The organism is Vibrio metschnikovii CIP 69.14 (assembly GCF_000176155.1).
Classification (GTDB): domain Bacteria; phylum Pseudomonadota; class Gammaproteobacteria; order Enterobacterales; family Vibrionaceae; genus Vibrio; species Vibrio metschnikovii.
Map to the genome: position 1 here is coordinate 49,126 of NZ_ACZO01000002.1, position 24,921 is coordinate 74,046.

Below are 24,921 nucleotides of genomic sequence, written 5' to 3' on the forward strand. Positions count from 1 at the left end.
CGAGGTAGAGAAAATGGGTGGTATCAGTATTTGGCAACTGCTTATTATTGCGGTGATCGTTGTTTTATTATTTGGCACTAAGAAACTACGTGGCATAGGCAGTGACTTAGGCAGTGCGGTGAAAGGCTTCAAAAAGGCGATGGCTGAAGAAGAAGACCCGACGAAAAAAGATGCCGATTTTGAGCAGAAAAATCTACAGCAGCAGAAAACGGAAAGTACGGCGGAAGCCAAAAAAGACCAAGAGAAGGTGTAAGCTGTGTTTGATATCGGTTTTTGGGAGCTGGTATTGATCTCGGTGGTTGCACTGGTTGTGCTGGGCCCAGAGCGTTTACCTCATGCAATACGCAGTGTGGCTAAGTTTGTTGCTACTGCCAAAGGGATGGCAAATAGCGTCAAAGAAGAGTTAGCCCAAGAGCTAAAAGTGCAGGAACTGCAAGAGCAATTACGTAAAGCTGAGCAAATGGGGATGAAAAATTTATCGCCAGAGCTACAAGAATCGGTCGATACACTAAAAAAAGCAGCACAGGATGTGCAGCGTTCTTATGGTGCTAATGCTGAGAACATTGTCGAGCCAGACTCGGTTTCTGCGCTGAAACCAACAAACCCGACAGCAGACTTAGCTGTGACGAAAAAAACACCCAACAAAGCGCCAGAGTAAGCCGAACGGTTCGGCTTTATAAAAACGGTGATTGAGTTGGCGTAGTATCGCGCCACGACAGCGATAGTCTCTTTCTGTGATGAAACCGTCATCAGCTGATACTGATTACTTGTACTCCATATTAACCGAGGTTGTTATGTCATCCGCTGAACAAACCCAGCCGCTCATCGCCCATTTACTTGAATTACGTGACCGTTTATTACGCAGTATTGCGGCGGTGATCGTCGTTTTTATTGGTTTGATTTATTTTTCAAATACGATTTACGAGTTTGTTTCGCGGCCTTTGGTTGAGCGTTTGCCTGCTGGTGCGACGATGATTGCTACTGATGTCGCTTCGCCATTTTTTACGCCCCTGAAACTGACGTTAATTGTCGCTATCTTTTTATCGGTGCCGTATATCTTGTATCAAGTCTGGGCGTTTGTTGCCCCTGGTTTGTACAAACATGAGCGTCGGTTGATTTTTCCACTGTTGGTTTCCAGTTCTTTGCTGTTTTATTGTGGTGTTGCCTTTGCTTACTTTGTGGTGTTTCCGTTAGTGTTTGGCTTTTTTACTGCTATTTCGCTGGGGGGCGTACAATTTGCTACCGATATCGCTAGTTATTTAGACTTTGTGTTGTCGCTCTTTTTGGCGTTTGGTATTGCGTTTGAGGTTCCCGTGGCGATTATTTTGCTGTGTTGGACTGGCGCGACAACACCGAAAGCGCTTGGTCAAAAGCGGCCCTATATTGTGGTCGCCGCTTTTGTGATTGGCATGCTACTCACGCCACCGGATATTATTTCTCAAACCCTATTAGCCATACCTATGTGCTTGTTATTTGAAGTAGGGCTGTTTTTTGCGCGCTTTTACGGCCAGCGAGAGCCGCGTGAGGCGCAAGAGTAATCGCGATATCGCGATGCCTTGGTCGTCGTTGGTTATAACTTAAATAAGGCTTTAGCATTGTTAGTGGTGAATTGGTCGACGTACTCAGTGCTTAGGCCGCGTAACTCTGCAATTCGCTCTGCGACTAATCGAGTGTACGCTGGCTCATTTCGTTTACCGCGATGCGGCACTGGCGCAAGGTAAGGACAATCGGTTTCTAATACCAGATAGTTCAAATCGAGCGCCGGAATTACTTTATCCATTCCGCCATTTTTAAACGTTGATACTCCCCCTAAACCTAAGTGAAAGCCAAGATCATTGATCGCTTTGGCTTGTTCAACCGTTCCGCCAAAACAATGGAAAACACCGCGTAATTGACCATTTTGCTCTTGCTTGAGTAGGGCTAAGGTTTGATCGATGGAATCACGAGTATGAATGACGACCGGTAAGTTAAGACTTTTTGCCCAGTTCAGTTGGGTAATGAATGCCATCTCTTGTTCGGCTTGATAGGTTTTGTCCCAGTACAAATCAATGCCGATTTCACCTACGGCAATAAACTCGCGTTGCGTAAACCAGTATTCTATCTGCTCGAGCGTTTGTTTGACGTCGGCGTTTACATAGCAAGGATGCAGGCCCATCATCGATCGGCACAAATCAGGGTAAGCCGCTTCGGTAGCGAGCATAGGAGCGATAGAGTCGAGATCGATATTGGGTAACAAAATGTGCTCAATACCTTGTTCAATCGCGCGTTGTATCACTTGCTCGCGATCGTGATCAAATTCACTGGCGTAAACATGGGCATGGGTATCAATCATCGTAATCTCTTTATGGTTAGTGGCTGTTGACGCTTCCGAACTATCGTCTGCGGGATGATATTCGATAAAGAAGCAGTATACGCGAGTGGGCCACGGAGATCATTTTTCGCCTTTTCTTGGATTGATCCTAGCGCCAAGTTATTAGAGTGATATGATTTCACGACTACACGTTCCAATCACGACCGCGGGTGGTCCTATCACTGCTGTGCGGTTCGACAACTAAGGAGAGTCGAGTGTCTGTATCAATCCAAGGTCAGTTCCCTGGCCGTCGTTTACGCCGTTTACGCAAACATGATTTTAGTCGTCGCTTAGTCGCAGAGCACAGTGTCTCGGTGAATGACTTGATCTATCCGATGTTTATCTTAATGGGTAAAGATCGTCGTGAAGCGGTAGAATCGATGCCCGGTGTTGAACGGCTATCTATCGATTTGATGTTAGAAGAAGCGCAATATTTAGCGCAATTAGGAATTCCAGCCATCGCCCTGTTTCCGGTCGTGACTCCAGATGCAAAAAGTCTCGATGCTGCAGAAGCCTATAATCCGGATGGATTAGTGCAGCGTGCAGTCAAATTACTGAAAGCGCATGTCCCTCAAATGGGCGTGATTACCGACGTGGCTTTAGATCCTTTTACCACGCATGGCCAAGATGGAATCATTGATGAAAGTGGCTATGTGCTCAACGAAGCAACGACCGAGGTGTTGATTAAGCAGGCGTTGTCCCATGCTCAAGCCGGCGCGGATGTTGTCGCACCATCAGACATGATGGATGGGCGAATCGGTAAAATTCGTCAAGCACTTGAAGAGGCGGGGCATATTCATACTCAGATCATGGCTTATTCGGCGAAATATGCGTCTTGTTACTATGGACCGTTTCGTGATGCGGTCGGCTCGGCAAGTAATCTCAAAGGGGGCAATAAGAAAAACTATCAGATGGACCCGGCGAATAGCGATGAAGCATTGCATGAAGTCGCGATGGATATTAACGAAGGCGCGGATATGGTGATGGTTAAGCCCGGTATGCCCTATCTTGATGTGGTGCGCCGAGTTAAAAGCGAGTTGCAAGTTCCCACTTTTGCTTATCAAGTATCGGGTGAATATGCGATGCATAAAGCGGCGATCTTAAATGGTTGGCTTAAAGAACGTGAAACCGTTATGGAGTCACTATTGTGCTTTAAGCGTGCTGGAGCCGACGGTATTTTGACCTATTTTGCTAAACAAGTCGCCGAATGGTTAGCCGATGATCACGCTCAAGCGGCGAAGCATTTGCGTCAGAAAACTACCTCAAAATAAAAGCTACCTCACACTCACAATAAAAACCACCCCACAATAAAAGTGGGTTAGATCAACAAATGAGATTTTTTCTCATTTGAGTGTTGACATTAAGATGAGAACGATTATTATTAACCTTGTCTTAGGGGATAAGTCGAGTTCAACAACAGACCTGCTGATTATGTTAGCTTTATCTATTGCTAGCGGATAAGCAGAGGTTATTGGGTAACACAGATTCTTTTTGACACGACATTGCTCACATTGCTTCCAGTGTAATATTTAGCTTTTTGGGGAGTTGATTTTACCATTAGCTTCACCAGCATACGGCTAGGCGACATCTTCGGGTGTCGCTTTTTTTATGCTATGAGTTCGGCAAGTCAATCTGTCATATGAGTAGATTTTACTCAATGACGTCAGCAAGATTGGGTGAGACTGTTGCAATTGTAATCAGCTAATTTCGAGCGGGATCTCAGCGTGAGCAAAAGGACAGCAAGTATCTTTTCCACAATGGATGATCGTTAAAGGATCATTGTTGTCTTTGTCGATCTAGATTAAAACCCTTAAATATCAGTCACTTTTATTTTGATTGGCAGTAGTAAAAAGAGAGTAATGGAGGTGTGGATAAAATCTATGAACAGACTTATCCACAGATGAAGGGTGAGCAGAACCGATCTCGGTGCACGCTTAGGCAACGAGTCAGCTTGATCAGCATGGAAACCAAGCAGCAGTCATGGCATCCTAGGCGCTTATTGTTTCTGATCGGATAGCAAAACTATGGCTCGTATCCCTGATAACCCCCTCATTTTGATCGATGGCTCCTCTTATTTATACCGCGCGTTTCACGCCTATCCAGGCACCATGACCAATGGTGAGATCCCGACCAATGCGGTGTATGGGGTCGTCAATATGTTGCGTGCCATGATGCGTCAATTTGCTTCAGAGCGCATGGCCGTGATTTTCGATGCGAAGGGTAAAACCTTTCGTGATGACATGTACGATCAGTATAAAGCTCATCGCCCTCCGATGCCGGATGACCTAAGGTGTCAAATTGAACCTTTGCATCAGATTATTCGTGCAATGGGTTTACCGCTGATTTCGATTGAAGGTGTGGAAGCGGATGATGTGATCGGCACCTTAGCGGCGCAAGCATCGCAAGCGGGAATGCCAGTGCTGATCAGTACCGGCGATAAAGATATGGCGCAATTAGTCAACGATCATGTCACTTTGATTAACACCATGACCAATGTCGTCATGGATCGCGAAGGGGTGATTGAAAAATTTGGTATTCCGCCTGAGTTGATCATCGATTATCTCGCTTTGATGGGCGATAAAGTCGATAACATTCCTGGCGTCCCCGGTGTGGGTGATAAAACCGCCACCGCCTTGTTACAAGGGATTGGTGGCCTTGAGGCGTTATATGCCAATTTAGATAAAATTGCTGAGTTAGGCTTCCGTGGTTCAAAAACCATGGCGAAGAAGCTGGAAGAAAATCGTGACAATGCTTGGTTATCTTATCAGTTAGCCACGATTAAGCTCGATGTCGAATTGGATCACACGCCGCAGTCTTTATTGAAAACCACTCCCGACTGCGACGCCTTAATTGCGCTGTATGGGAAAATGGCGTTTAAATCTTGGTTAACGGAACTATTAGACGGCGGTAATGGCGTCGTCGAAGCCCGTGAGCCTATCACCCAGCGAGAAGTGGCCTCTGGCCAAGCGCACACGGTGATGAGTGAGCACTCAGCGGTAACGATTGATCGCAGTCAGTACCAAACGATCCTTGATGAACAGAGTTTTGCGATATGGTTAGCCAAGCTCAAACAAGCCGAAGTGTTTGCGTTTGATACGGAAACAGACAGTCTCGATTATATGGTCGCTAATTTGGTGGGTCTCTCGTTCGCCGTGGCAGAAGGAGAGGCGGCGTATGTGCCCGTTGGGCATGACTATCTTGATGCGCCTCAGCAACTGGACCGTGATTGGGTACTGGCGCAGCTAAAACCGTTATTAGAAAATCCTCAATTGGCTAAAGTTGGTCAAAATCTGAAATACGACGCCAGTGTTGTGGCGCGTTATGGGATAACGATGCGTGGCATTGCTCATGATACGATGCTGGCTTCTTATGTCTATAACAGCGTCGGTGGTAAGCAGGATATGGATAGCTTAGCGCTACGCTTTTTACAACATAGCTGCATTTCTTTTGAGCAAGTGGCTGGTAAGGGAAAAAATCAACTGACCTTCAATCAAATCGATCTTGAACAGGCTGCGCCATACGCCGCGGAAGATGCTGATGTGACACTAAGGCTACACCATCGTTTACAAGCCTTGCTTGAGGCGGATGCGCCGCTATTCGGTGTTTATCGTGATATTGAGGTGCCATTAGTGCCGGTGTTATCACGCATGGAGCGTACTGGCGTATTGATTGACGATCAATTACTGGCGATTCAATCTCAAGAAATTGCCCAGCGCTTGGTTGAGCTAGAGCGCAAAGCCTATGAGCTGGCTGATCAAGAATTTAATTTAAGTTCACCAAAGCAATTACAAACGATTTTGTTTGAGCAGATGAAGTTACCTGTGGTGAAAAAAACGCCATCAGGTACCCCATCGACCAACGAAGAAGTGCTGCAAGAATTGGCGTTAGATTATCCGTTACCAGCGGTGATCCTTGAATACCGTGGATTGGCTAAATTAAAGTCGACCTACACAGACAAGCTACCAAAGATGATCAACCCAACGACTGGTAGGGTGCACACTTCTTATCATCAAGCGGTGACGGCGACAGGACGTTTATCATCGACGGATCCTAATTTACAAAATATTCCGATCCGCAATCAAGAAGGACGCCGTATTCGTCAGGCTTTTATTGCGCCATCGGGATGGAAAATCATGGCGGTCGACTATTCACAGATTGAGTTACGAATCATGGCTCATTTGTCTGGCGATCCTGCGTTACTGGACGCTTTCCAGCAAGGCAAGGATATCCATACCGCGACGGCAGCAGAAATCATTGGCGTGAGTATTGATCAGGTAACCAGTGAGCAGCGTCGCCGCGCCAAAGCGGTCAACTTTGGCCTTATTTATGGCATGAGCGCCTTTGGTCTTGCTAAGCAACTCGGTATTCCGCGTTCTGAAGCACAGCATTACATGGACAAATATTTTGAACGTTATCCGGGTGTGCTGCGTTATATGGAAGAGACGCGCAGTATGGCGGCAGAGCAAGGGTATGTGGAAACGCTCTTTGGTCGTCGTTTGCATTTACCTGAAATTCAATCACGGAATGGCATGCGTCGTAAAGCCGCTGAGCGGGCGGCGATCAATGCACCGATGCAAGGCACTGCTGCTGATATCATTAAAAAAGCGATGTTATTAGTGGATAATTGGATCGAGACAGAGGGGCAAGGACGCGTAAAATTGTTAATGCAAGTACACGATGAACTGGTTTTTGAAGTACAAGAGTCAGCTTTATCCGAAATTGAAAGTAAAGTACAAGAATTGATGGAATCTGCTGCCCAACTTAACGTGCCGTTAGTGGCTGATGCTGGCCATGGAAATAACTGGGATGAAGCCCATTAACGTCGATTTAGCATAAAATCAATCAATTATTCTAGCCAGCGTCTTATCGCTGGCTTTTTTTGTGCGCCGAGCATGGCGTTGATCTAGGAGGTGAAAGTCCTCTACGGGCTCAGTCGAGCGGGAACCGTTAGCCTATGCAAGGGTGTTCATCGTGAGGTGAAATCTGAAGGAAGCAAATGGCAAAACGTGGTGATGACGAACAGAAATCTGATAGTAGGCTGTGTCGACTTGGGTAACCTAGCAATAGATAGAATAGCCCAACGACTCGACGAGAAGTGCGATGCAGTAAATCAGGCATGACCACGAGAAAGAACAACGTCTTACCTCGGGAGATCTTATTATCTGTTTCGGACGAAACTAAGCAGCCAGTGATGGATGCTGATGGGTAATAAGGAGTCAGCAGAAGGCATAGTACCTTGAGGAAGTACAACTTAAGGGAAGGCCGGAACTGAATAGGTCAAGAAGCAGTCGCCAGATATTCAAATCAGTGGAGTAACAGTAACGATGCGACCCATCTCTACGTTCCGATTGGTGAAGCCAAAAGTGGAACTGACGGAAACGAAGCGTAACAAGCTGATTTGGCATAGAAAGAAGGACGAGTCTTGATGGACACCACTCGATTACTCGAACAGATGTTCAGTCCGGGTAATTTAAACGCTGCGACCAAACAGGTGAAGCGCAACAAGGGGTGCGGTGGGGTAGATAGACTGACGATCACAGCGACCTTGGAAAAGCTTCGCCAGTTGGATAATGGGCAGCAACTTCGCCAGTCTTTACTGGATGGAAGTTACCAACCGTCTCCCGTTCTGGGTGTAGAAATCCCCAAGCCAAAAGGTGGAGTACGCCAACTGGGTATCCCAACCGTTCAGGATCGCATCGTACAACAAGCGATGGCACAGCTCCTGACACAGTTGTATGAGCCGAAGTTCTCAAAGAGCAGCTTCGGGTTCAGACCAAGAAGGAGTGCTCATCATGCTTTGTCGAAAGCGAGTGAATACATTCGAGAAGGGCGGGGATATGTAGTCGATATAGATCTGGAGAAGTACTTCGATACCGTCAATCACGACAGACTGATGTATCGGCTGTCTCAAGATATCGCGGATAAACGGGTGCTGAAACTGATCAGGAAATATCTACAAAGTGGTCTGATGCGAAATGGAGTGATAGAGCGAAGACAAAGAGGAACCCCACAAGGAGGTCCTCTGTCGCCGCTGCTCTCTAATATCGTATTGGATGAGCTTGATAAAGAGTTAGAACGTAGAGGTCATAAGTTCTGCCGATACGCAGACGATTGCCAAATCTACGTAGGTAGTGAAGCAGCAGCGCAACGGGTGAAAACCTCGGTTACGGAGTTCTTGGAGCAGACGCTTAAATTACGGGTAAACCGTGAGAAAAGTGCGGCGACCAGAGTGAGTGAGCGTAGCTACTTGGGACACCGCTTCAACGATGATGGTGTGATAGGTATCAGTGATGACGCCATGCATCAAATGAAGAAACGAGTGCGACAAGTCACCAAACGAAATAGAGGACGAACGTTCCCGGCAATCATCAAGGAACTATCGACGTATCTACGAGGTTGGCAGAACTACTTTAAACTGGGCTTAAGGCCGTCATCGATGAGTCACCTAGACAGTTGGATAAGACGCCGACTGCGGTGCTACCGTCTAAAACAGAAAAAGCGGAAATACAGCATAGCGATGTGGCTGATTAGTTTAGGAGTCGCCAAACCTAATGCATGGAAAGTCGCAGGTTCAGATAAAGGATGGTGGAAACTCTCACGGACGCCCCAAGTCAATCAGGCTTTACCCAACAAACGGTTGGAAGAGTTGGGGTTATACTCATTGTTGGAAGGGTATGAAACATTGAAAATCTATTCGGAACCGCCGTATGCGATCCACGCTTGTACGGTGGTGTGAGAGGACGGCGGGAGTGATCCCGCCTCCTACTCGATTAATCGAAAAAAATTGAGTGATTTTCAAGTATTTATGTATTTTAATAAAATTTTAATGAAAAAAAACTACAAAAACTATTTTCATTTATGACCAGTTGCTGTAGATTTAATTCCGTAGGGTACAGAGGGCTTTGTTGCTTAAATCGATGGAACTAAATCAAGAAGCTACGATCTGATCGGCTACATCCATTAATCGTCGTAGCCTAATGCCTAAACCTCGTTACAAAACAACCAACTGGAAGCAGTACAATAAAGCCTTAATTAATCGTGGTTCACTGACCTTTTGGGTTGATGAGGAAGCGATAGCTGAGTGGAAGCAAAGCAAACAAGGCAAGCGTGGTAGACCACGCCAATTCAGTGATTTAGCCATTACGACTGCATTAATGGTGAAACGAGTATTCTCTATGCCATTGAGAGCGCTGCAAGGATTTATAGACTCAGTATTTAAACTGGCTAATATCCCGCTATTTTGTCCGCATTACACCTGCATAAGTCGTCGAGCTAAGGAAGTTGATGTTTCATTTAAAACTAAAACCAGAGGAGCGATACAACATCTAGCCATTGATTCCACTGGTCTCAAGGTTTATGGCGAAGGTGAATGGAAGGTTAAGAAGCATGGTACTGACGGGAAGCGTAGAGTTTGGCGTAAACTGCATATTGCAGTAGATGCCAGCACTCACGAAATAGTCGCAGCAGAACTGAGTTTCTCTAACGTAACCGATGCTGAAGTGCTTCCCAACTTACTTAAGCAGACACGTCGTAAAATCATTGAAGTATCAGGTGATGGAGCTTATGACACAAGAAGCTGCCATGAAGCTATACGAATCAAGCGAGCAGTTCCGCTCATCCCGCCACGAGAAGGGGCAGCTTTCTGGGAGCAAGGACATCCTCGCAATTTGGCGGTAGGTTGTCAGAAGCTCTACGGCTCAAACAAAAAGTGGAAAAAGCGGTATGGTTATCATAAGCGCTCTCTATCAGAGACAGCCATGCATCGAGTGAAACAGTTGTTAGGTGGGAAATTAAGCCTAAGAAATTACAACGCTCAGGTTGGCGAGACTTACGCAATGATCAAAGCGCTGAACAAGCTTACGGGGCTAGGTATGCCTGAAACTCAGTATGTTGTTTAAAAATGAAGCATTATGGGCTGGTATGCCTTTTCTCTGAATTAAGCAACAAAGCCGGTACAGAGGTAAGATGTTCTATCTTTCAGACCTTTTGTTTCACGTTATTGGATTAGGCTGATTCAGCCGCCCCAGTCGATTATTGACTGGGGCGTTTTTTATTGTGCGCTTCCCATCTTTTTATCTAGCGTATCATCGATCTTCGTGGCTGAAATCTGGTCGATGATTTCGGCTAAGTGGCCCGTCAATGTAAAGCTGATTGACGATGGTTTTTGATCAATATTGTCATTAAACGTCATTCACACTTTCGATTCTTTTTAGCGAAAAATCAAGTCTATAGGATGGTGGTTTTTTTGATTTAATTTATTGATTAATAAATTAAAAATGGCGATATGTTTTGTGGTGTTGAAGCAAGATTGTCGGTGGTAGCGTCTTGTAATTTTTGCGGGATTGAGGAATGCTAGCGCTATAACAATAATGACTTCCTATTTCTCTCCCGTTGCCCCACCAGGATGGTGGGGATTTTTATTGCTTGGAGATAAATCAACAAACGAATGATGACTAAGCGACAGGTGGCTCGTCGGTTGATAACGGTTGCTCGGTACGACGCAATACTTCTGGCATAAACCAACTATCGAGTTTACTGCGTAAGGTATCAACCCCTAAACCGTTTAGCGACGAGTACACATCGACACTGACATCACCACCGAACGATAATGACTCTTCTCTGATCTTGTTGAGCTGGGCTTTACGGGCACCACTTTTCAATTTGTCCGCTTTCGTCAGTAGCACTTGCACCGGAATGGCACATTCAACCGCCCACAAGACCAATTGCTGGTCGAGATCTTTCATTGGATGGCGGATATCCATTAACACCACCAAGCCTTTTAGGCTAGAGCGCTGTTGCAGATACTCACCCAGTGATTTTTGCCACTTCTTTTTCATTTCTAATGGTACTTGTGCAAAGCCATAACCCGGTAAATCAACGATATGGCAACCATCGGTGACTTTAAATAGATTAATTAACTGAGTTCTTCCAGGGGTTTTACTGGTTTTCGCCAAGCTTTTTTGGTTGGTTAAGCGATTGAGAGCGCTTGATTTGCCAGCATTTGAACGTCCGGCAAACGCAATTTCGATACCGTCATCGGCGGGAAGATGGCGAATGTCTGGCGCACTGGTAATGAAATGCGTGTTTTGATAGTGAATTTTTACGCTCAATGTTAACTCCATCTCGACTTTGCGTAGTCGATTGATTGCTTTTATAAAAACTTAGTCGAAGAATCGTACTCGGTACAAGACCGATGATTGTACCATGAGTGCTTGGGTAAGCTGGACAATTATCAACAAGCGGATGGGAAGAAAGTCATCCGCTCGTCTTAAATTACGTTTTAGTTTTTTATATTAATGAGTTACCTCGCCAAGGATGTTGTCTTCTTCGCTGGGCGATGAAGAGCCGTTGTTGATTTTTAGGTTAAGCATGGCGCATCGCTTATTCGCGGCGGTCGGGCCTTTTTGTCGTGTGATGAATGGATTGATGATCTTTTTACAATAATTGCTCTGTTTTTGAACAAAGAGGCTCCACACTATCGCCAGTTTCTGGTATGTTGCGCATCCCCCAATCAGGAGGCGACAATGCATACTTGTCCTTTGTGCCACAGCGTTCAAACCCACGCTTATTTTGCCGATAATCATCGTGCTTATAGAGAGTGTTCGGTTTGTCGATTGGTCTTTGTGCCTCCGGTTGATCGATTGAGCGCTGAACGTGAGAAAAGTTTCTACGATTTGCACGACAATAATCCCAACGATCTGGGCTATCGCCGTTTTTTATCGCGTCTTTCTCAGCCAATGCTTGAGAGACTTGATCCTCAATCGAAGGGATTGGATTTTGGCTGTGGCCCAGGCCCGACCTTGTCGGTCATGCTTGAAGAAGCTGGACACGACGTCGCATTGTATGACTTCTTTTATTATCGACAGCAAGAAGTCCTACAAAGGGACTATGATTTTATGACTGCCAGTGAAGTGATTGAGCATTTACATGATCCTCACCGTATTTGGCAGCAATGGCTGAATTTAGTTAAGCCAGGAGGCTGGATTGGTATCATGACCAAACTAGTGAAAAACGTGGATGCGTTTGCTGGATGGCACTATAAAAATGATCTTACTCATGTGAGTTTTTTTAGTCGTGATACCTTTCAGTTTCTGGCCGAGCGGGATAAGCTCGAACTTGAATTTATCGGAAATGATGTAATTTTACTGAGGAAACCCCAGTAATGTCTCGTACAAAGAAAGCAAAAACCGGCTTTAACGGTGAACTGATTGTTGCTCGTAAACGTAATCGTAGTGAGGCTGATGTAGAAAGCCGTGAGCGCAAAAAATTGAAAAAACGCAAAGGACTGAAAAGTGGTAGTCGCCATTCCGATGGCGGTGAGCAAAGTCAACGTACTGCTGAGCAAGCTCGCGATCCGCGCTTGGGAAGCAAGAAAAAAATTCCATTGATCGTGGAAACGGGTAAAAAAGCCAGTAAGCAGCAGCGCCGTTTAGATGCTGAACAAGAGTTAGCGATGCTGGAAAATGATGCTCAGTTGAACGTTTTGCTCGATAGAATTGATAGTGGTGAAAATCTGGGTGCGGGTTTACAAAAATACGTCGACGAAAAACTCGATCGCATCGAAGTATTGATGAAGCAACTTGGGTTGTTCGATGATGCTGCTGATCAAGACGATGAGCTTGAAGATGATTTTTCTATCCCACAAGCTACTCAATCTAAGGTACGTAAAGTTCAATCCGATGATGAGTTGTTGGCGCAATTTGAAAATCTAGATGTGGATGGATACAAACAGTAGGGCAATGGTATGAATACGCTTTTGTTGGTGATGGTTGGTGGACTGATCATTCTTGGTTTGGCAAGCTATGCCGTTTACTTGTTATTGCAAGTGAAAAAACAAACTCAGTTACAGCAGCAACATCAAACACTGGCAATAGAAAAACGTAACGCCAATATTTTTGATAGTGTGAATACACTCTGTTTGGCCGGTATTCAAGGTCAGTGTGATTTATCAGAAATCGCCATTCGAGTTTACTGCATTATGGATTATGTGCAGGGTGAACAACGGGTAGACTTTGATCGTGACTATCCAGCCACCGCTGAGCTGTACCACATTGTTAAAGATATGCCTCGTGGCGACGCTCGACAAGCGATGCCAAAGCAAGAAAGAATGCGCCATAACCTGACGCGTCAGAAAGCAGAAGTGCGTCTTAATGATGCGATTGTTGTTGAGCTAAAAGCCTTACAACAGCGTATTCGGCCGTTGAATCAACAAATTCCTATTCAATTCGTTTAATCTATTCATCCGGTTTTCAGTGAATGCTTTCGATGGTGTACGCTTGTCGCGTTATACCTCGAAAGCCGTTGCAATGCCAACACGCAGACGAGTCTGATTGCCCTTGTTTAACGGGTAATAAGAAGTGATCCGGCTAGCAATTTAGACTATTTTATCGGTAAATCTTCTTTTGCTGCCCGACGCTATGTCTCTGGTGTGGCAAAATAATCAGTCCACGTTCAATAACGGAAGAGTCACTATGTTGTCGCCAGTCGTACCCAGTCAGCAGATTGTTTGGGATCAAACCATTTTAGACAAGTACAACTACTCGGGGCCGCGTTACACTTCCTATCCAACCGCGGTGGAATTTCACGAAGCGTTCACGATTGCCGAATTTGATATGGCTTGTGCGCGTTATCCACAGCGACCGGTATCCCTGTATATCCATATTCCTTTTTGTCACAAGCTTTGCTACTACTGTGGCTGCAACAAAATCATCACTCGCCATTCACATAAAGCGGATGAGTATTTAGATGTTCTGGAACACGAAATTCGTCAACGCGCACCATTGCTGCTTTCGCGTCCAGTGACTCAATTGCATTTTGGTGGTGGTACACCGACGTTTTTAACCAACGCTCAAATGAGTCGTTTAATGACGTTATTACGGGCGGAGTTTAATTTTCAGCCCGATGCGGAGATCAGCATTGAAGTCGATCCGCGTGAGATTGAACTCTCGGTACTCGATCATTTGCGGAGTGAAGGTTTTAATCGCATCAGTATCGGAGTGCAGGATTTTGATAAACAAGTTCAGCAGTACGTTAATCGTGAACAAGATGAACAGTTTATTGTTGATTTAGTAGCGCGCGCCAAGCAACTGGGTTTTCGTTCGACCAATCTAGATTTAATTTATGGTTTACCCAAGCAGACGGTCGCCAGTTTCCATGCCACTTTACAACAAGTGATTGAGATGCGTCCGGGGCGTTTGTCAGTGTTTAACTATGCGCATATGCCTGAGTTGTTTGCCGCACAGCGTAAAATCAAATCTGACTTTTTGCCCTCGATAGAGGAAAAAATGGCCATCTTACAAGATACCATTAGCACCTTAACGGGAGCGGGGTATCAGTTTATTGGCATGGACCATTTTGCGTTACCCGATGACGAGTTAGCGGTGGCGCAGCGTAACGGTGTTTTACATCGCAACTTCCAAGGTTATACCACGCAGGGCGATTGTGATTTACTGGGATTTGGTGTTTCCGCTATTTCGATGGTCGGCGATGTGTATGCCCAAAATCAAAAAGATCTGAAACGCTATTATCAGCAAGTGGATGAGATGCGTCACGCGCTATGGAAAGGGGTGTCATTAGACAGTGATGATCTGCTACGCCGTGAAGTCATTAAACAACTTATTTGTAATTTTCAGTTGGATAAACAGGCAATAGAACAGCATTTTAAGCTGCGTTTTAATGACTATTTCCAACAAGACCTCGCGTTATTGCAAACCTTTATTGATGATCAATTGGTTGAAGTGGATTCTCGTTTTATCCGCGTCACCTTACGTGGCAGATTATTGATCCGCAATATTTGCATGTGTTTTGACAAGTATTTACGTCAGCGCGCCCGTCAGCAGCAGTTTTCTCGGGTTATCTAATCTCACGTATCATACCTGATATCGTGATCGCTCACGACGATTGGGAAGAGCATAAGAAGAGTATAAAAAGCGGTCCATCGTACAGAGGGACCGCTTTTTCCATTAATCGGTGGTGAGTAAGGATAAGGCTTTACGACTGACATCGTGTGCCGCTTGCGGGCGATCTTGCTGCTCTAATGCTTGAGCTAAACAGGCGTAATCTTCAATATTCACTCGAAGTGATAAAGCCTGTTCAAGGTGCTGTTGCGATTGTGCCCACTGTTTCTCGTCGAGCAGAATTTGGCCTAGCGCGCTGTGGGCTTCGGCATTATTTTTATCGCGACGTAGCTTGTCTTGCAGTAAGGCGATAAGTGGCTGTTTATCTTTTAGCGTTAACTTAGGCAGAAAGCGATATAACTCAGTCGTAGGCTGCTTATTTAGCCACTCTTTGAGTAATTTAAACGCCGCTAGGTCGGCTTGACGCTGTAATAACTGTTCAATCACTTCAACCATTAAACGGGTTTCGTTTTTAAGGGTTTTGGGTAGCGATTGCCAATAGGTCAGTAATCCTTCGCTACCACCTTGAGTTGCCACAATGCTGAGCATTGCTTGTTGAGCTTGTAAGGTCAGCGCATCGGCCTGTGATGGGGTGAGTAATTGAGCTTTAGTCAATTTTGGAATTAAGGCCAGGAGAGGTTGCCATTGCTCTAAGGCGAGATAAGCTTGTTTTAATCGCTTTAAAACCAAAATATTATCAGGATAAGCCTGCGCTAACGGGGTCAGAATATCAACCGCTGCCTGCCATGCTTGGTCGCTCAATAACTGTTTGGCGCGAGTCAATTCAACCGCTAGGGTGGCATTCGGTTGTTTAGCGGCTAACGTCAAATAGTCGTCTCGTTTACGTTGATCGCCTTGTTCGTGAGCCGCTTCTGCCGCGGCTAAATAACAGAGTAGCGGCATATCATGATGATTCGCCCAGCGAGTGACTTTTTTCTCGGCTTGTTTCCAATCCCCTTCAAGTAGCTTAATCATGCCTTCATCGGTGTAACGGCGGGAACGGCGTTGCTTACGAATCGTAAACCAGTTCCATGTGCTGCTACTGGCACGAAGGATTTTTTTTATCAGATATTCCAGGAAAAATAGTCCCGCCAGTAAAGCGACCATCATGATGATCAGTGTGGTGACGCTCATTTCGATACTGGTGTTGGCGATGGAGATCAAAACATAGCCTTGTTGGCCGGCGTATTGGGTTCCCACAAATAAACCAAGGCCGAGTACAACCAGTAAAAACAGTAAACGAATCATTGTTGTCCCTCCGTCATTATTGGTGCTACAGAGCGACGTAACCGTTCACGAATCACATCAGCGAGTGGCTGTTGAGCTGTGAGCTGAGGTGTATCAAGCTGAATGTGTTGTTCGGCCAGTTGCTCAAGGCTATGAGTAAAGGCTTTGACCTGCTGATCGTATCGATTGAAATAATCGTTTGACCATTCTAGGGCCATACTGAGGGAGAGCATGTAAATGTCTTGTTGTTCGCTATAGACGGCTTTAATCGCAGTATCTAATTTGGCTTTAAGGTTTTCACGAAGGTAAAGATGTTGCTGTGGTGATAATAGCGGTATCGCTTGTCCATCTCTTACGCGAAAGGTAATAAAATTATCGGCAAAGGCTTGCAAAGAAGTACGGAGATTGGTTTTCCAATCAGCAATATCCTCTGAAACGGTTGGTTGGGTAGGTTGAGCTTCCTCTGGCAATAGTGCATTGGCGAGCGGTAGTTGGTCGATACGCTGCTGCAGACTCATCAAGCGCAGCACTAAGCCATCTCTATCGATGATCGGCATCGCTTGTAACTGAGCGATATCATGGCGTAGTGCGCGACGCAGTGAAGTTAAGCTTGGATCATTGAGCTCAGCAACACGTAAATCGGCTTCTTGGACTAATTGAGTTGCGGTCTCGATATCACGCTCTAAATACAGTTTACGTCCCGCGAGTTTGACTAAGTAATCCGCTTCTGCCAATAGCCAGTCATTGGGGCGTCGACCTTGAATTTCAGCAAGTGCGAGATGCAAGCTATCGACGCTCTGTTTTTGCTGATTAAGCAACAGTTCAGCTTGAGTCGCTATATCACGAGTAGCGGTAATCGCTTGTTCTTTCGCTTCGCCAAGCTGAGTATTGATGGTGCTGCGAGCTTGATTGAGTTCTGCTCGTAGCGCGCCTATTTGCGCTTGATGGTCGGCACGCTGCTGCTGCATATGTAAAGTGAGGCCGCCACTAAACAACACCGTTAACACAATCGCAATGCTGGCGAGTTTACTGCCACCGCTTACCGAACTACTGACGGAGGTGGTCGTTGGCGGATTGACGGTTTTCGGCGAATTGGCATGGCTTGTTGAGTCTGCCTTACGCTCGGTTTGTTTGGTTTTTGCCTGGTCACTCTTATCGACCGGATCGCCGGATTGAGGTGAAGTTTGCTGCGGTTTTTGTGGAGAGGGTTGGTTATTATCTGTCATGGCTAAATCCTGGGTTAAGGCTAAACAGCCGCCACTAAATCGCGGTTTGCCGCACTTCCTGTTATCACTGTATGCTGAAACCCCAATTCTCGTGCTTGTTCAGCGATACGTTGACTGGGGATCAATAAGCGTAATGTTCTCGTCCAAGCTTGAGCTTTGCGAGGCAGTTGTGAACAAAAAAACGCCAGCTGCTCACCGCTGGTAATGATTAAGGTATCGACGTTGGCTGCTTGCCAACGTGCTAACGCCGTTTCACCGTCAAAAGGCAAGGGGCGTCGCTGATACATTTCACGGTAGTCAACGTTGGCTCCTCGTTGCTGCAGTGTTTGGTAAATTAACTCTCGCCCGCCATTACCACGCCAGATGACCACTCGTTTTCCGGCTACCGATTGTAGCGCTGGCAACGCCAAAAGATGTTCACTATCACTGATCTCGGGGTAGTGTACGAGTTGTTGGCTGGCTTTGCTTAAAACCTGTGCGGTTTTTTGACCAATGGCAACATAAATCGCACTGGTTGGCCACGAGAGTCGCTCCGCTTGGAGCGTGTGTTTAACCCAACTAACCGCATGTTGGCTGGCGACAACAATCACCTCATAGCTGGAGAGTTCTGAGCGGAGTAAGGCTAAGTCCATTCCGGCGTCGATACGGATTAATGGATGATGCAGTGCGTGATGTCCATGTTGCTGGAGTAATTGGCACAGTGCTTCGCCTTGTGGCTCTGGGCGAGTGACCAAGATCGCCATGGTTTACTCGTGATCAGCGTAGAGTTTATTGAGGATATCACGCGCACCTTGGTCAAGCAGTTGCTGGGCTAATTCAACGCCTAGGCGTTCGGCTTGTTGGCGTGGGCCTCGAATCTCACCACGGATGATCCGTGAGCCATCTGGCTCGCCAACCAAAGCACGTAACCAGATCTGCTCACCGTCTAATTCGGTGTAACTACCGATAGGCACTTGGCAGCCACCTTGTAAGGTCAGGTTCATTGCTCGTTCGCAGATCACGCGATCATAAGTATCGGCATGATTTAAGGGTTCGAGTAAGGTGAGGAGACGTTGGTCATCTAAGCGACACTCAATACCGACAGCGCCTTGACCGACCGCTGGGAGCGATTGTTCTGGAGATATAAAGCTGGCGATGCGCTGTTCCAGTTTCAAGCGTTTTAATCCTGCCGCGGCAAGGACAATGGCATCAAACTCCCCAGCATCCAATTTTGCTAGGCGCGTTCCTACATTGCCGCGTAATTCTTTAATGATAATATCAGGGCGCGCTGCTTTAATTTGGCATTGGCGGCGGAGACTGCAAGTACCGACAATGGCACCATGAGGCAGCGCTTCAAGGGAGTGGTAGGTATTAGAGACAAAAGCATCACGGGGATCTTCACGTTCGCAAATCGTGACTAATCCTAATCCGTCTGGAAAATCTACCGGCACATCTTTCATCGAATGGACGGCTAAATCGGCGCGTCCTTCCAGCATCGCGACTTCCAATTCTTTCACAAACAGGCCTTTTCCGCCGACTTTGGCGAGAGGCGTATCCAATAGCACATCACCACGAGTAACCATAGTCACCAGCTCTACCGCTAAGTGTGGATGAGCAGCTTGTAAGGCATCTTTTACAAAATGTGCTTGCCATAAAGCGAGCGGGCTTTGCCGAGTGGCAATACGAATTGGAGGCGTGGAAGTCATGATAATCCCGATAAACAGTCAACAATACTGACATCCTAACATTGTGCGCAGGAAAGTTTTAATACTAGATGGCGATGAAGCTCATTTGTGACTAAATTGATGATTTTTAGTGAAAATAGTGTGATGAGCTTCTCGTTGGTATCCCCCTAAACCGCTCTTCGCTTGACGAAGTAAGCCAGCAAGTTGAGTGGTGTTTGTGGCGATATCGAGTAAAATAGACAGTAAATGAGCAGTACTGCCGCGTTTGTGTTTTAGAGTCGTCATTTGCTCAATCAATTACGACTTTAGTATGATAGAGAGTGCAGATGACTTTACCCAGCGGATTTAAAGTGTTAAATTGATCACGTTTTGTTTAGTCTGTCGTACAAAACATATCCAAAGCGGGCGTTAATGTTTCAACCAAGGAACCAACCTTGCAGGCTTACACAAAAACCTTAATTCAGCGATTAGATAATCTTAACCGGCAACGCACTGAGCGTGCGCTGGCGCTTATGGATTTACAAGGTCAGCGTGTTTTTCATCTGATCCCCGCTTTGCTGCACTACAACCATCCTTTGATCCCCGGCTATTTTGAACAGCAAGTGCCACACGGTATTGAGTGTTTTAGCCTAGATCCGATTCAGCAACAATTAATCGATGATACGCAATTGGCTTTAGGAGAAACGCTGCCGGTTCCTAGTCAGCTGAGTATTTTAGGTTTATACACGATGGGAAGCACGTCATCGATTGGCCAAAGTACCTCAAGTGATTTAGATATTTGGGTATGTGTGGCGGCCAGTATGAGCTGCGAACAGCGTGAACGCTTAAGCAATAAATGTTTGCTGATCACCGATTGGGCAAAAAGCCAAGGTGTCGAAGCCAATTTCTTTATTATGGATGAACAACGTTTTCGTCATAATCAATCGGATCAAATGACCGGTGAGAACTGCGGTTCTTCTCAACACCTTTTGTTGTTGGATGAGTTCTATCGTTCTGCGGTTCGCTTGGCCGGTAAGCGCTTATTGTGGCAAATCGTACCGCCTGAAATGGAAGAGTGCTACGATGAATACGTCAATGTGTTGTGTGCTAATCACTACATTGATTGCAGTGAATGGATTGATTTTGGACGCCTAAATCGAATTCCTGCCGAAGAGTATTTTGGTGCCAATTTATGGCAATTGTATAAAAGTATTGACTCGCCTTATAAATCGGTCTTAAAAGCGACCTTATTAGAAGCTTACTCTTGGGAATATCCCCATACTCAATTACTCAGCATTGATACTAAACGACGCTTTTTTGCCCATGAGCCCGATCTCTATGGGATGGACGCGTACTATTTGATGCTGAAAAAAGTCACTCGCTACTTAGAGCGAATTGGTGACTATTCACGACTCGATTTAGTTCGCCGCTGTTTTTATCTTAAAACCCATGAGAAATTATCGCGAGATCCAAGCGCGGGGTCAGTTGCGTGGCGGCGTGAAGCCTTAACTGAAATGGTTCAAGATTGGCAGTGGGATGCAGCAACAATTGAGCAGCTAGATAACCGCCGTCATTGGAAAGTAGAGCAAGTAAAAACTGTTCATCATGCTTTATTGGATGCGTTAATGCTCAGTTATCGTAACTTGATTCAATTTGCGCGTCGGCATGACATCACTTCGGCGATCAGCCCTCAAGACATTTCTATTCTCGCGCGTAAATTGTATGCCGCGTTTGAAGTGCTGCCCGGCAAAGTGACGCTGCTTAATCCACAAATCTCCCCAGATTTGCATGAACCGGATCTGACTTTTATTGAAGTTCGTCCGGGACGAAGCAACCCTCCAGGGTGGTATTTGTATAAGCAGCCGCCACGGGCAGAGCGCATGATCGGTCAGCGCTGTTTAGATCATCACGAATATTTAAGTAAACTTGTCGCGTGGGCCTTCTTTAATGGCTTAATCACCGAATCGACGCATTTACATTCTATTGTGCGTGATGCGCATCTCGACCTCGATAAGTTTTATCAAATGGTCAGTGATCTAAGAAATACCTTCTCGTTACATAAACGTCGCCCGACGATGGCCGCGCTCGCTAGCCCTTGCGAAATCAGCCAACTGGCGATGTTCATTAATTTTGAAAATGATCCAACTACCCAACTCACGGGCAAATCGCTTAAGGTTGACGTTAAGCGTTTGGACATTTTTAGTTTTTCTGAGCAGCAGCAATGCCTAGTCGGCAGTGTTGATCTGGTGTATCGCAATTCTTGGCAAGAAGTGCGTACCCTGCACTTTAAAGGCGAAACTGCGATATTGGATGCGCTGAAAACGGTATTAGGTAAGATGCACCAAGATGCGATTCCTCCTGAGTCGGTGGATGTATTTTGCTACAGCAAACATTTGCGTGGCGTGATGCGTAATTTGATTTATCAATTGCTTGCAGAGTGTATTGATTTGCGTTTGAAGCCTGTTGAGCAAGAGAAGCGGCGTCGGTTTAAAGCGATGCGGATTGGCAAACAGATGTATGGCCTGTTTTTTGAGCGACGAGGGGTCTCGGTACAACGCTTAGAAAATTCCGTCGATTTTTATCGCAGCATTTCGAGTAATAAACTCAAAGGCTCCCCATTACTGATGTTGGATCGCGAGCAAGATTATCAACTGCCGGATGTGGTTGATGGTTTTGCCAGTGAAGGTTTAGTGCAGTTCTTTTTTGAGGATACTGAGCAGGGCTTTAACATTTACGTGCTCGATGAAGCGAATCGGATCGAGGTGTATCATCAGTGTAGCGGTGAAAAAGATGAGATGATCACCAGTGTTAACAGCTTCTATACGTCAGTAAAAGATGATAATCAGATTGCTGCTAAATTAATTAACTTTAATCTGCCCCAGTATTACCAAATTATTCATCCTGAGGAAGGAGAGAGCTACGTGGTGCCTTATCGTAATGATTCCTCGGTTTATTCTCGCCCTTCAAAAGTGATCAATGCCTAAGGTCAACAGACCCTAGTGGCGTGATGCCTGATTTAGGCTGTTTCCTCTCTGCCATTTTACATCGTTTGAGTTTATCGCAGCCTGTGATTGATTCTCGACGGCTATCGAACCACCTCATTTTGGTGAGGTATGGTGTTTTGATATGCCACCAGCCAGCCGACAGCTTGGCTGCGTTGCGCGAAATATTCGATGATGATTCCCCCCTTATTTGTCTGATGTATTCGAATTAACTGCCAACCCGTGGATAAAATTCAGCGTCGTTCATCCTGTCTATGCTATTGCTTTTCCTGATTGTGGTGCGATTATAGAGAGCATTGAGTCAATAATTACGATATGCACAATGAAAAAAACTATAACAGCCCTATTTTTGTTATCTGCTCTTGCGTTAGCAGGGTGTGGACAAACGGGTCCGCTATATCCGCCTGATCGTGCTCAACCGAGTGAACAGAATCAGTAAATTCAAGACATTAGATTAAGGGACATTATTTTGGATTACTTTAATTATCAGGAAGATGGTCAGCTTTGGGCAGAAAACGTCTCTCTCGCGCAGTTAGCTGAGCAATTCGGCACCCCGTTATACGTTTATTCAAGAGCCACGCTTGAGCGCCATTGGCATGCCTTTGATCAATCCGTTGGCGCACACCCACATTTAGTCTGCTATGCGGTGAAAGCCAATTCTAATTTAGGCGTGTTAAATACGTTAGCTCGTTTGGGATCAGGGTTTGACATTGTCTCTGGTGGCGAATTAGAGCGTGTACTGGCTGCGGGAGGTAACCCAAGTAAAGTGGTTTTTTCTGGAGTAGGAAAAACGGCGGCTGAGATGAAACGTGCACTGACATTGCAGATTAAGTGCTTTAATGTTGAGTCGGAACCTGAGCTACTGTTATTAAATCAAGTGGCGGGTGAGCTTGGCGTGACAGCGCCGGTCTCGTTGCGGATCAATCCAGATGTCGATGCGCATACTCATCCCTATATTTCGACAGGCCTGCGCGATAATAAATTTGGCATTGCCTTTGAACGTGCGCCAGAAGTGTATCGTCTGGCTAACAGTCTGGAGCACATCAATGTGCGCGGTATTGATTGCCATATTGGATCTCAATTGACGGCGCTCGAGCCATTCATTGATGCTACCGATCGTCTACTGGCGTTGATTGACCAATTGCACGCCGAAGGGATCGCCATCGCGCATTTGGATGTCGGTGGTGGTCTGGGTGTTGTCTATCGTGATGAGCGTCCACCTCAGCCGGGAGATTACGCGAAAGCCCTGTTGGCTCGTTTGCACAATCATCCACATTTAGAGCTGATTTTTGAACCAGGTCGTGCCATTGCTGCCAATGCTGGGGTGTTATTAACGCGAGTTGAGTTCTTAAAACACACTGAGCATAAAAACTTTGCGATTATTGATGCGGCAATGAACGATTTGATGCGTCCAGCGTTGTATCAAGCTTGGCAGGATATTGTGCCAGTCGCGCCGCGTGCCGGTGAAGCCGTGACTTATGACTTGGTTGGCCCGGTGTGTGAAACGGGCGACTTCTTAGGTAAAGATCGCGCGTTGGTGCTAGAGCAAGGCGATTTGTTGGCAGTTCGTTCTGCGGGCGCGTATGGTTTTGTGATGTCATCCAACTACAATACTCGGACCCGAGCGGCAGAAGTGATGGTGGATGGCGATAAGATTCATCTTGTTCGTCAACGTGAAGCGCTAGCGAGTCTTTGGGCGTTAGAAACTATTTTGCCGGAGTAAAGTGACCATTTATGCATTTCCATTTTTCTAAAATGCACGGTTTGGGCAATGATTTTATGGTCGTTGATTGTATTACCCAAAACGTGTTCTTTTCTCCGGAGCTGATTCGCCGTTTAGCCAATCGTCATACTGGGGTCGGTTTTGATCAGCTCTTGGTGGTTGAAGCGCCGTATGATCCAGAAACCGATTTTCACTATCGGATTTTTAATGCTGATGGCAGTGAAGTGGAGCAGTGTGGCAATGGCGCACGCTGCTTTGCGCGCTTTGTGCGCATGAAAGGCTTAACCAATAAGTACAGCCTGAGTGTCAGCACCAAAAAAGGCAAAATCATTCTGAGCATTGAAGAGGATGATCAGGTGTGCGTGAACATGGGCGTCCCTGAATTCGAACCGAGTAAAATTCCGTTTCGCGCTAAGCAAGCGGAAAAAACGTACATTATGCGCGTCGATGAACAGACGCTATTTTGTGGCGCCGTCAGTATGGGTAATCCCCATGTGGTGACCGTGGTAGAGGATATCGCTACCGCTGAGGTTGAACGAATCGGTCCTTTATTAGAGTCGCATGAACGTTTCCCTGAGCGTGTTAATGCTGGCTTTATGCAGGTTGTCAATCGTCAGCAAATTAATCTGCGGGTTTACGAACGTGGTGCTGGTGAAACTCAGGCCTGCGGTAGCGGTGCTTGTGCCGCTGTTGCGGTCGGCATTTTACAAGATTTGTTGGATGATACCGTTACGGTTAATTTGCCCGGTGGTCGTTTGGAGATCAGTTGGCAAGGCCCAGGGCAGCCTTTGTATATGACAGGACCGGCAACTCACGTGTTTGATGGTCAACTCTCTTGCTAAAGTAAGGATGTG

At 46.1% G+C, this 24,921-nt stretch carries 23 protein-coding genes; 16 read left to right on the forward strand and 7 right to left on the reverse strand.

Going from position 1 to position 24,921, the window contains the following annotated elements:
* Positions 1-13 precede the first annotated feature (13 nt).
* From tatA to tatC, 3 genes are all read left to right on the forward strand, one after another.
* A complete protein-coding gene (tatA, locus tag VIB_RS00275) occupies positions 14-253 on the forward strand; it encodes a Sec-independent protein translocase subunit TatA (RefSeq protein ID WP_004393899.1) in 240 nt (79 codons plus the stop codon).
* Between the two features lie 3 nt (positions 254-256).
* A complete protein-coding gene (gene tatB, locus VIB_RS00280; RefSeq protein ID WP_004393900.1) occupies positions 257-658 on the forward strand; it encodes a Sec-independent protein translocase protein TatB in 402 nt (133 codons plus the stop codon).
* Between the two features lie 136 nt (positions 659-794).
* The gene (gene tatC / locus VIB_RS00285; RefSeq protein WP_004393901.1) at positions 795-1,538 is read left to right on the forward strand and encodes a twin-arginine translocase subunit TatC; all 744 of its coding nucleotides are present in this window, start codon (positions 795-797) and stop codon (positions 1,536-1,538) included.
* Between the two features lie 32 nt (positions 1,539-1,570).
* On the opposite strand, the gene VIB_RS00290 is transcribed toward tatC, so the two are convergent.
* Complete coding sequence (locus tag VIB_RS00290) at positions 1,571-2,332, reverse strand: TatD family hydrolase (RefSeq protein WP_004393902.1); 762 nt, start codon at positions 2,330-2,332, stop codon at positions 1,571-1,573.
* Positions 2,333-2,565: 233 nt separating this feature from the next.
* Here VIB_RS00290 and hemB point away from each other — a divergent pair, with 233 nt between their 5' ends.
* The 5 genes from hemB to spfP all read left to right on the forward strand — a co-directional run bounded on the left by hemB (position 2,566) and on the right by spfP (position 10,363).
* Entirely contained in the window at positions 2,566-3,621 is a 1,056-nt protein-coding gene (gene hemB, locus VIB_RS00295; RefSeq protein WP_004393903.1) for a porphobilinogen synthase, read from the forward strand.
* A 753-nt stretch (positions 3,622-4,374) separates the two neighbouring features.
* Complete coding sequence (polA, locus tag VIB_RS00300; RefSeq protein WP_040903579.1) at positions 4,375-7,170, forward strand: DNA polymerase I; 2,796 nt, start codon at positions 4,375-4,377, stop codon at positions 7,168-7,170.
* Positions 7,171-7,775: 605 nt separating this feature from the next.
* The gene (ltrA, locus tag VIB_RS00310; protein ID WP_000381813.1) at positions 7,776-9,086 is read left to right on the forward strand and encodes a group II intron reverse transcriptase/maturase; all 1,311 of its coding nucleotides are present in this window, start codon (positions 7,776-7,778) and stop codon (positions 9,084-9,086) included.
* A 241-nt stretch (positions 9,087-9,327) separates the two neighbouring features.
* Positions 9,328-10,248 carry an IS5 family transposase gene (locus VIB_RS00315; RefSeq protein ID WP_004393905.1) on the forward strand — a complete coding sequence of 307 codons (921 nt, stop codon included), beginning with the start codon at positions 9,328-9,330 and terminating at the stop codon, positions 10,246-10,248.
* 67 nt (positions 10,249-10,315) lie between these two features.
* Positions 10,316-10,363 (forward strand): small protein SpfP, encoded by a 48-nt coding sequence (spfP, locus tag VIB_RS18375; RefSeq protein WP_438356636.1) that lies wholly within the window; start codon positions 10,316-10,318, stop codon positions 10,361-10,363.
* Between the two features lie 440 nt (positions 10,364-10,803).
* Here spfP and yihA read toward each other — a convergent pair whose 3' ends face one another.
* Positions 10,804-11,460, reverse strand: coding sequence for a ribosome biogenesis GTP-binding protein YihA/YsxC (gene yihA / locus VIB_RS00320; RefSeq protein ID WP_004393907.1), 657 nt, complete (start codon positions 11,458-11,460; stop codon positions 10,804-10,806).
* A 414-nt stretch (positions 11,461-11,874) separates the two neighbouring features.
* Here yihA and VIB_RS00325 point away from each other — a divergent pair, with 414 nt between their 5' ends.
* The 4 genes from VIB_RS00325 to hemN all read left to right on the forward strand — a co-directional run bounded on the left by VIB_RS00325 (position 11,875) and on the right by hemN (position 15,210).
* On the forward strand, positions 11,875-12,513 hold the full coding sequence (locus VIB_RS00325) for a class I SAM-dependent methyltransferase (RefSeq protein ID WP_004393908.1): 639 nt from the start codon (positions 11,875-11,877) through the stop codon (positions 12,511-12,513).
* On the forward strand, positions 12,513-13,085 hold the full coding sequence (yihI, locus tag VIB_RS00330) for a Der GTPase-activating protein YihI (RefSeq protein WP_004393910.1): 573 nt from the start codon (positions 12,513-12,515) through the stop codon (positions 13,083-13,085). The genes VIB_RS00325 and yihI overlap by 1 nt, the downstream gene beginning before the upstream one ends.
* A gap of 9 nt (positions 13,086-13,094) precedes the next feature.
* Complete coding sequence (locus tag VIB_RS00335; protein ID WP_004393911.1) at positions 13,095-13,583, forward strand: DUF2489 domain-containing protein; 489 nt, start codon at positions 13,095-13,097, stop codon at positions 13,581-13,583.
* 238 nt (positions 13,584-13,821) lie between these two features.
* Positions 13,822-15,210 (forward strand): oxygen-independent coproporphyrinogen III oxidase, encoded by a 1,389-nt coding sequence (gene hemN / locus VIB_RS00340; RefSeq protein WP_004393912.1) that lies wholly within the window; start codon positions 13,822-13,824, stop codon positions 15,208-15,210.
* 102 nt (positions 15,211-15,312) lie between these two features.
* Here the strand turns inward: hemN and VIB_RS00345 are convergent, their stop codons facing one another.
* The 5 genes from VIB_RS00345 to VIB_RS00365 form a co-directional block, all read right to left on the reverse strand.
* The gene (locus VIB_RS00345) at positions 15,313-16,494 is read right to left on the reverse strand and encodes a heme biosynthesis protein HemY (RefSeq protein ID WP_004393913.1); all 1,182 of its coding nucleotides are present in this window, start codon (positions 16,492-16,494) and stop codon (positions 15,313-15,315) included.
* Positions 16,491-17,699: a uroporphyrinogen-III C-methyltransferase gene (locus tag VIB_RS00350; protein WP_004393914.1), complete on the reverse strand. Its 1,209-nt coding sequence runs from the start codon at positions 17,697-17,699 to the stop codon at positions 16,491-16,493. Before VIB_RS00350 ends, VIB_RS00345 begins: the two co-directional genes overlap by 4 nt.
* A gap of 20 nt (positions 17,700-17,719) precedes the next feature.
* Positions 17,720-18,442 (reverse strand): uroporphyrinogen-III synthase, encoded by a 723-nt coding sequence (locus VIB_RS00355; protein ID WP_004393915.1) that lies wholly within the window; start codon positions 18,440-18,442, stop codon positions 17,720-17,722.
* Positions 18,443-18,445: 3 nt separating this feature from the next.
* Complete coding sequence (gene hemC / locus VIB_RS00360; protein WP_004393916.1) at positions 18,446-19,384, reverse strand: hydroxymethylbilane synthase; 939 nt, start codon at positions 19,382-19,384, stop codon at positions 18,446-18,448.
* 81 nt (positions 19,385-19,465) lie between these two features.
* The gene (locus tag VIB_RS00365) at positions 19,466-19,648 is read right to left on the reverse strand and encodes a hypothetical protein (RefSeq protein WP_004393917.1); all 183 of its coding nucleotides are present in this window, start codon (positions 19,646-19,648) and stop codon (positions 19,466-19,468) included.
* Between the two features lie 149 nt (positions 19,649-19,797).
* Here VIB_RS00365 and VIB_RS00370 point away from each other — a divergent pair, with 149 nt between their 5' ends.
* The 4 genes from VIB_RS00370 to dapF all read left to right on the forward strand — a co-directional run bounded on the left by VIB_RS00370 (position 19,798) and on the right by dapF (position 24,909).
* Complete coding sequence (locus VIB_RS00370) at positions 19,798-22,326, forward strand: class I adenylate cyclase (RefSeq protein ID WP_004393918.1); 2,529 nt, start codon at positions 19,798-19,800, stop codon at positions 22,324-22,326.
* A 340-nt stretch (positions 22,327-22,666) separates the two neighbouring features.
* Entirely contained in the window at positions 22,667-22,783 is a 117-nt protein-coding gene (gene lptM / locus VIB_RS18295) for an LPS translocon maturation chaperone LptM (RefSeq protein ID WP_411847833.1), read from the forward strand.
* A 30-nt stretch (positions 22,784-22,813) separates the two neighbouring features.
* The gene (gene lysA / locus VIB_RS00375; RefSeq protein ID WP_040903587.1) at positions 22,814-24,067 is read left to right on the forward strand and encodes a diaminopimelate decarboxylase; all 1,254 of its coding nucleotides are present in this window, start codon (positions 22,814-22,816) and stop codon (positions 24,065-24,067) included.
* Positions 24,068-24,078: 11 nt separating this feature from the next.
* A complete protein-coding gene (gene dapF / locus VIB_RS00380) occupies positions 24,079-24,909 on the forward strand; it encodes a diaminopimelate epimerase (RefSeq protein ID WP_040903588.1) in 831 nt (276 codons plus the stop codon).
* The last annotated feature ends 12 nt before the right edge of the window (positions 24,910-24,921 follow it).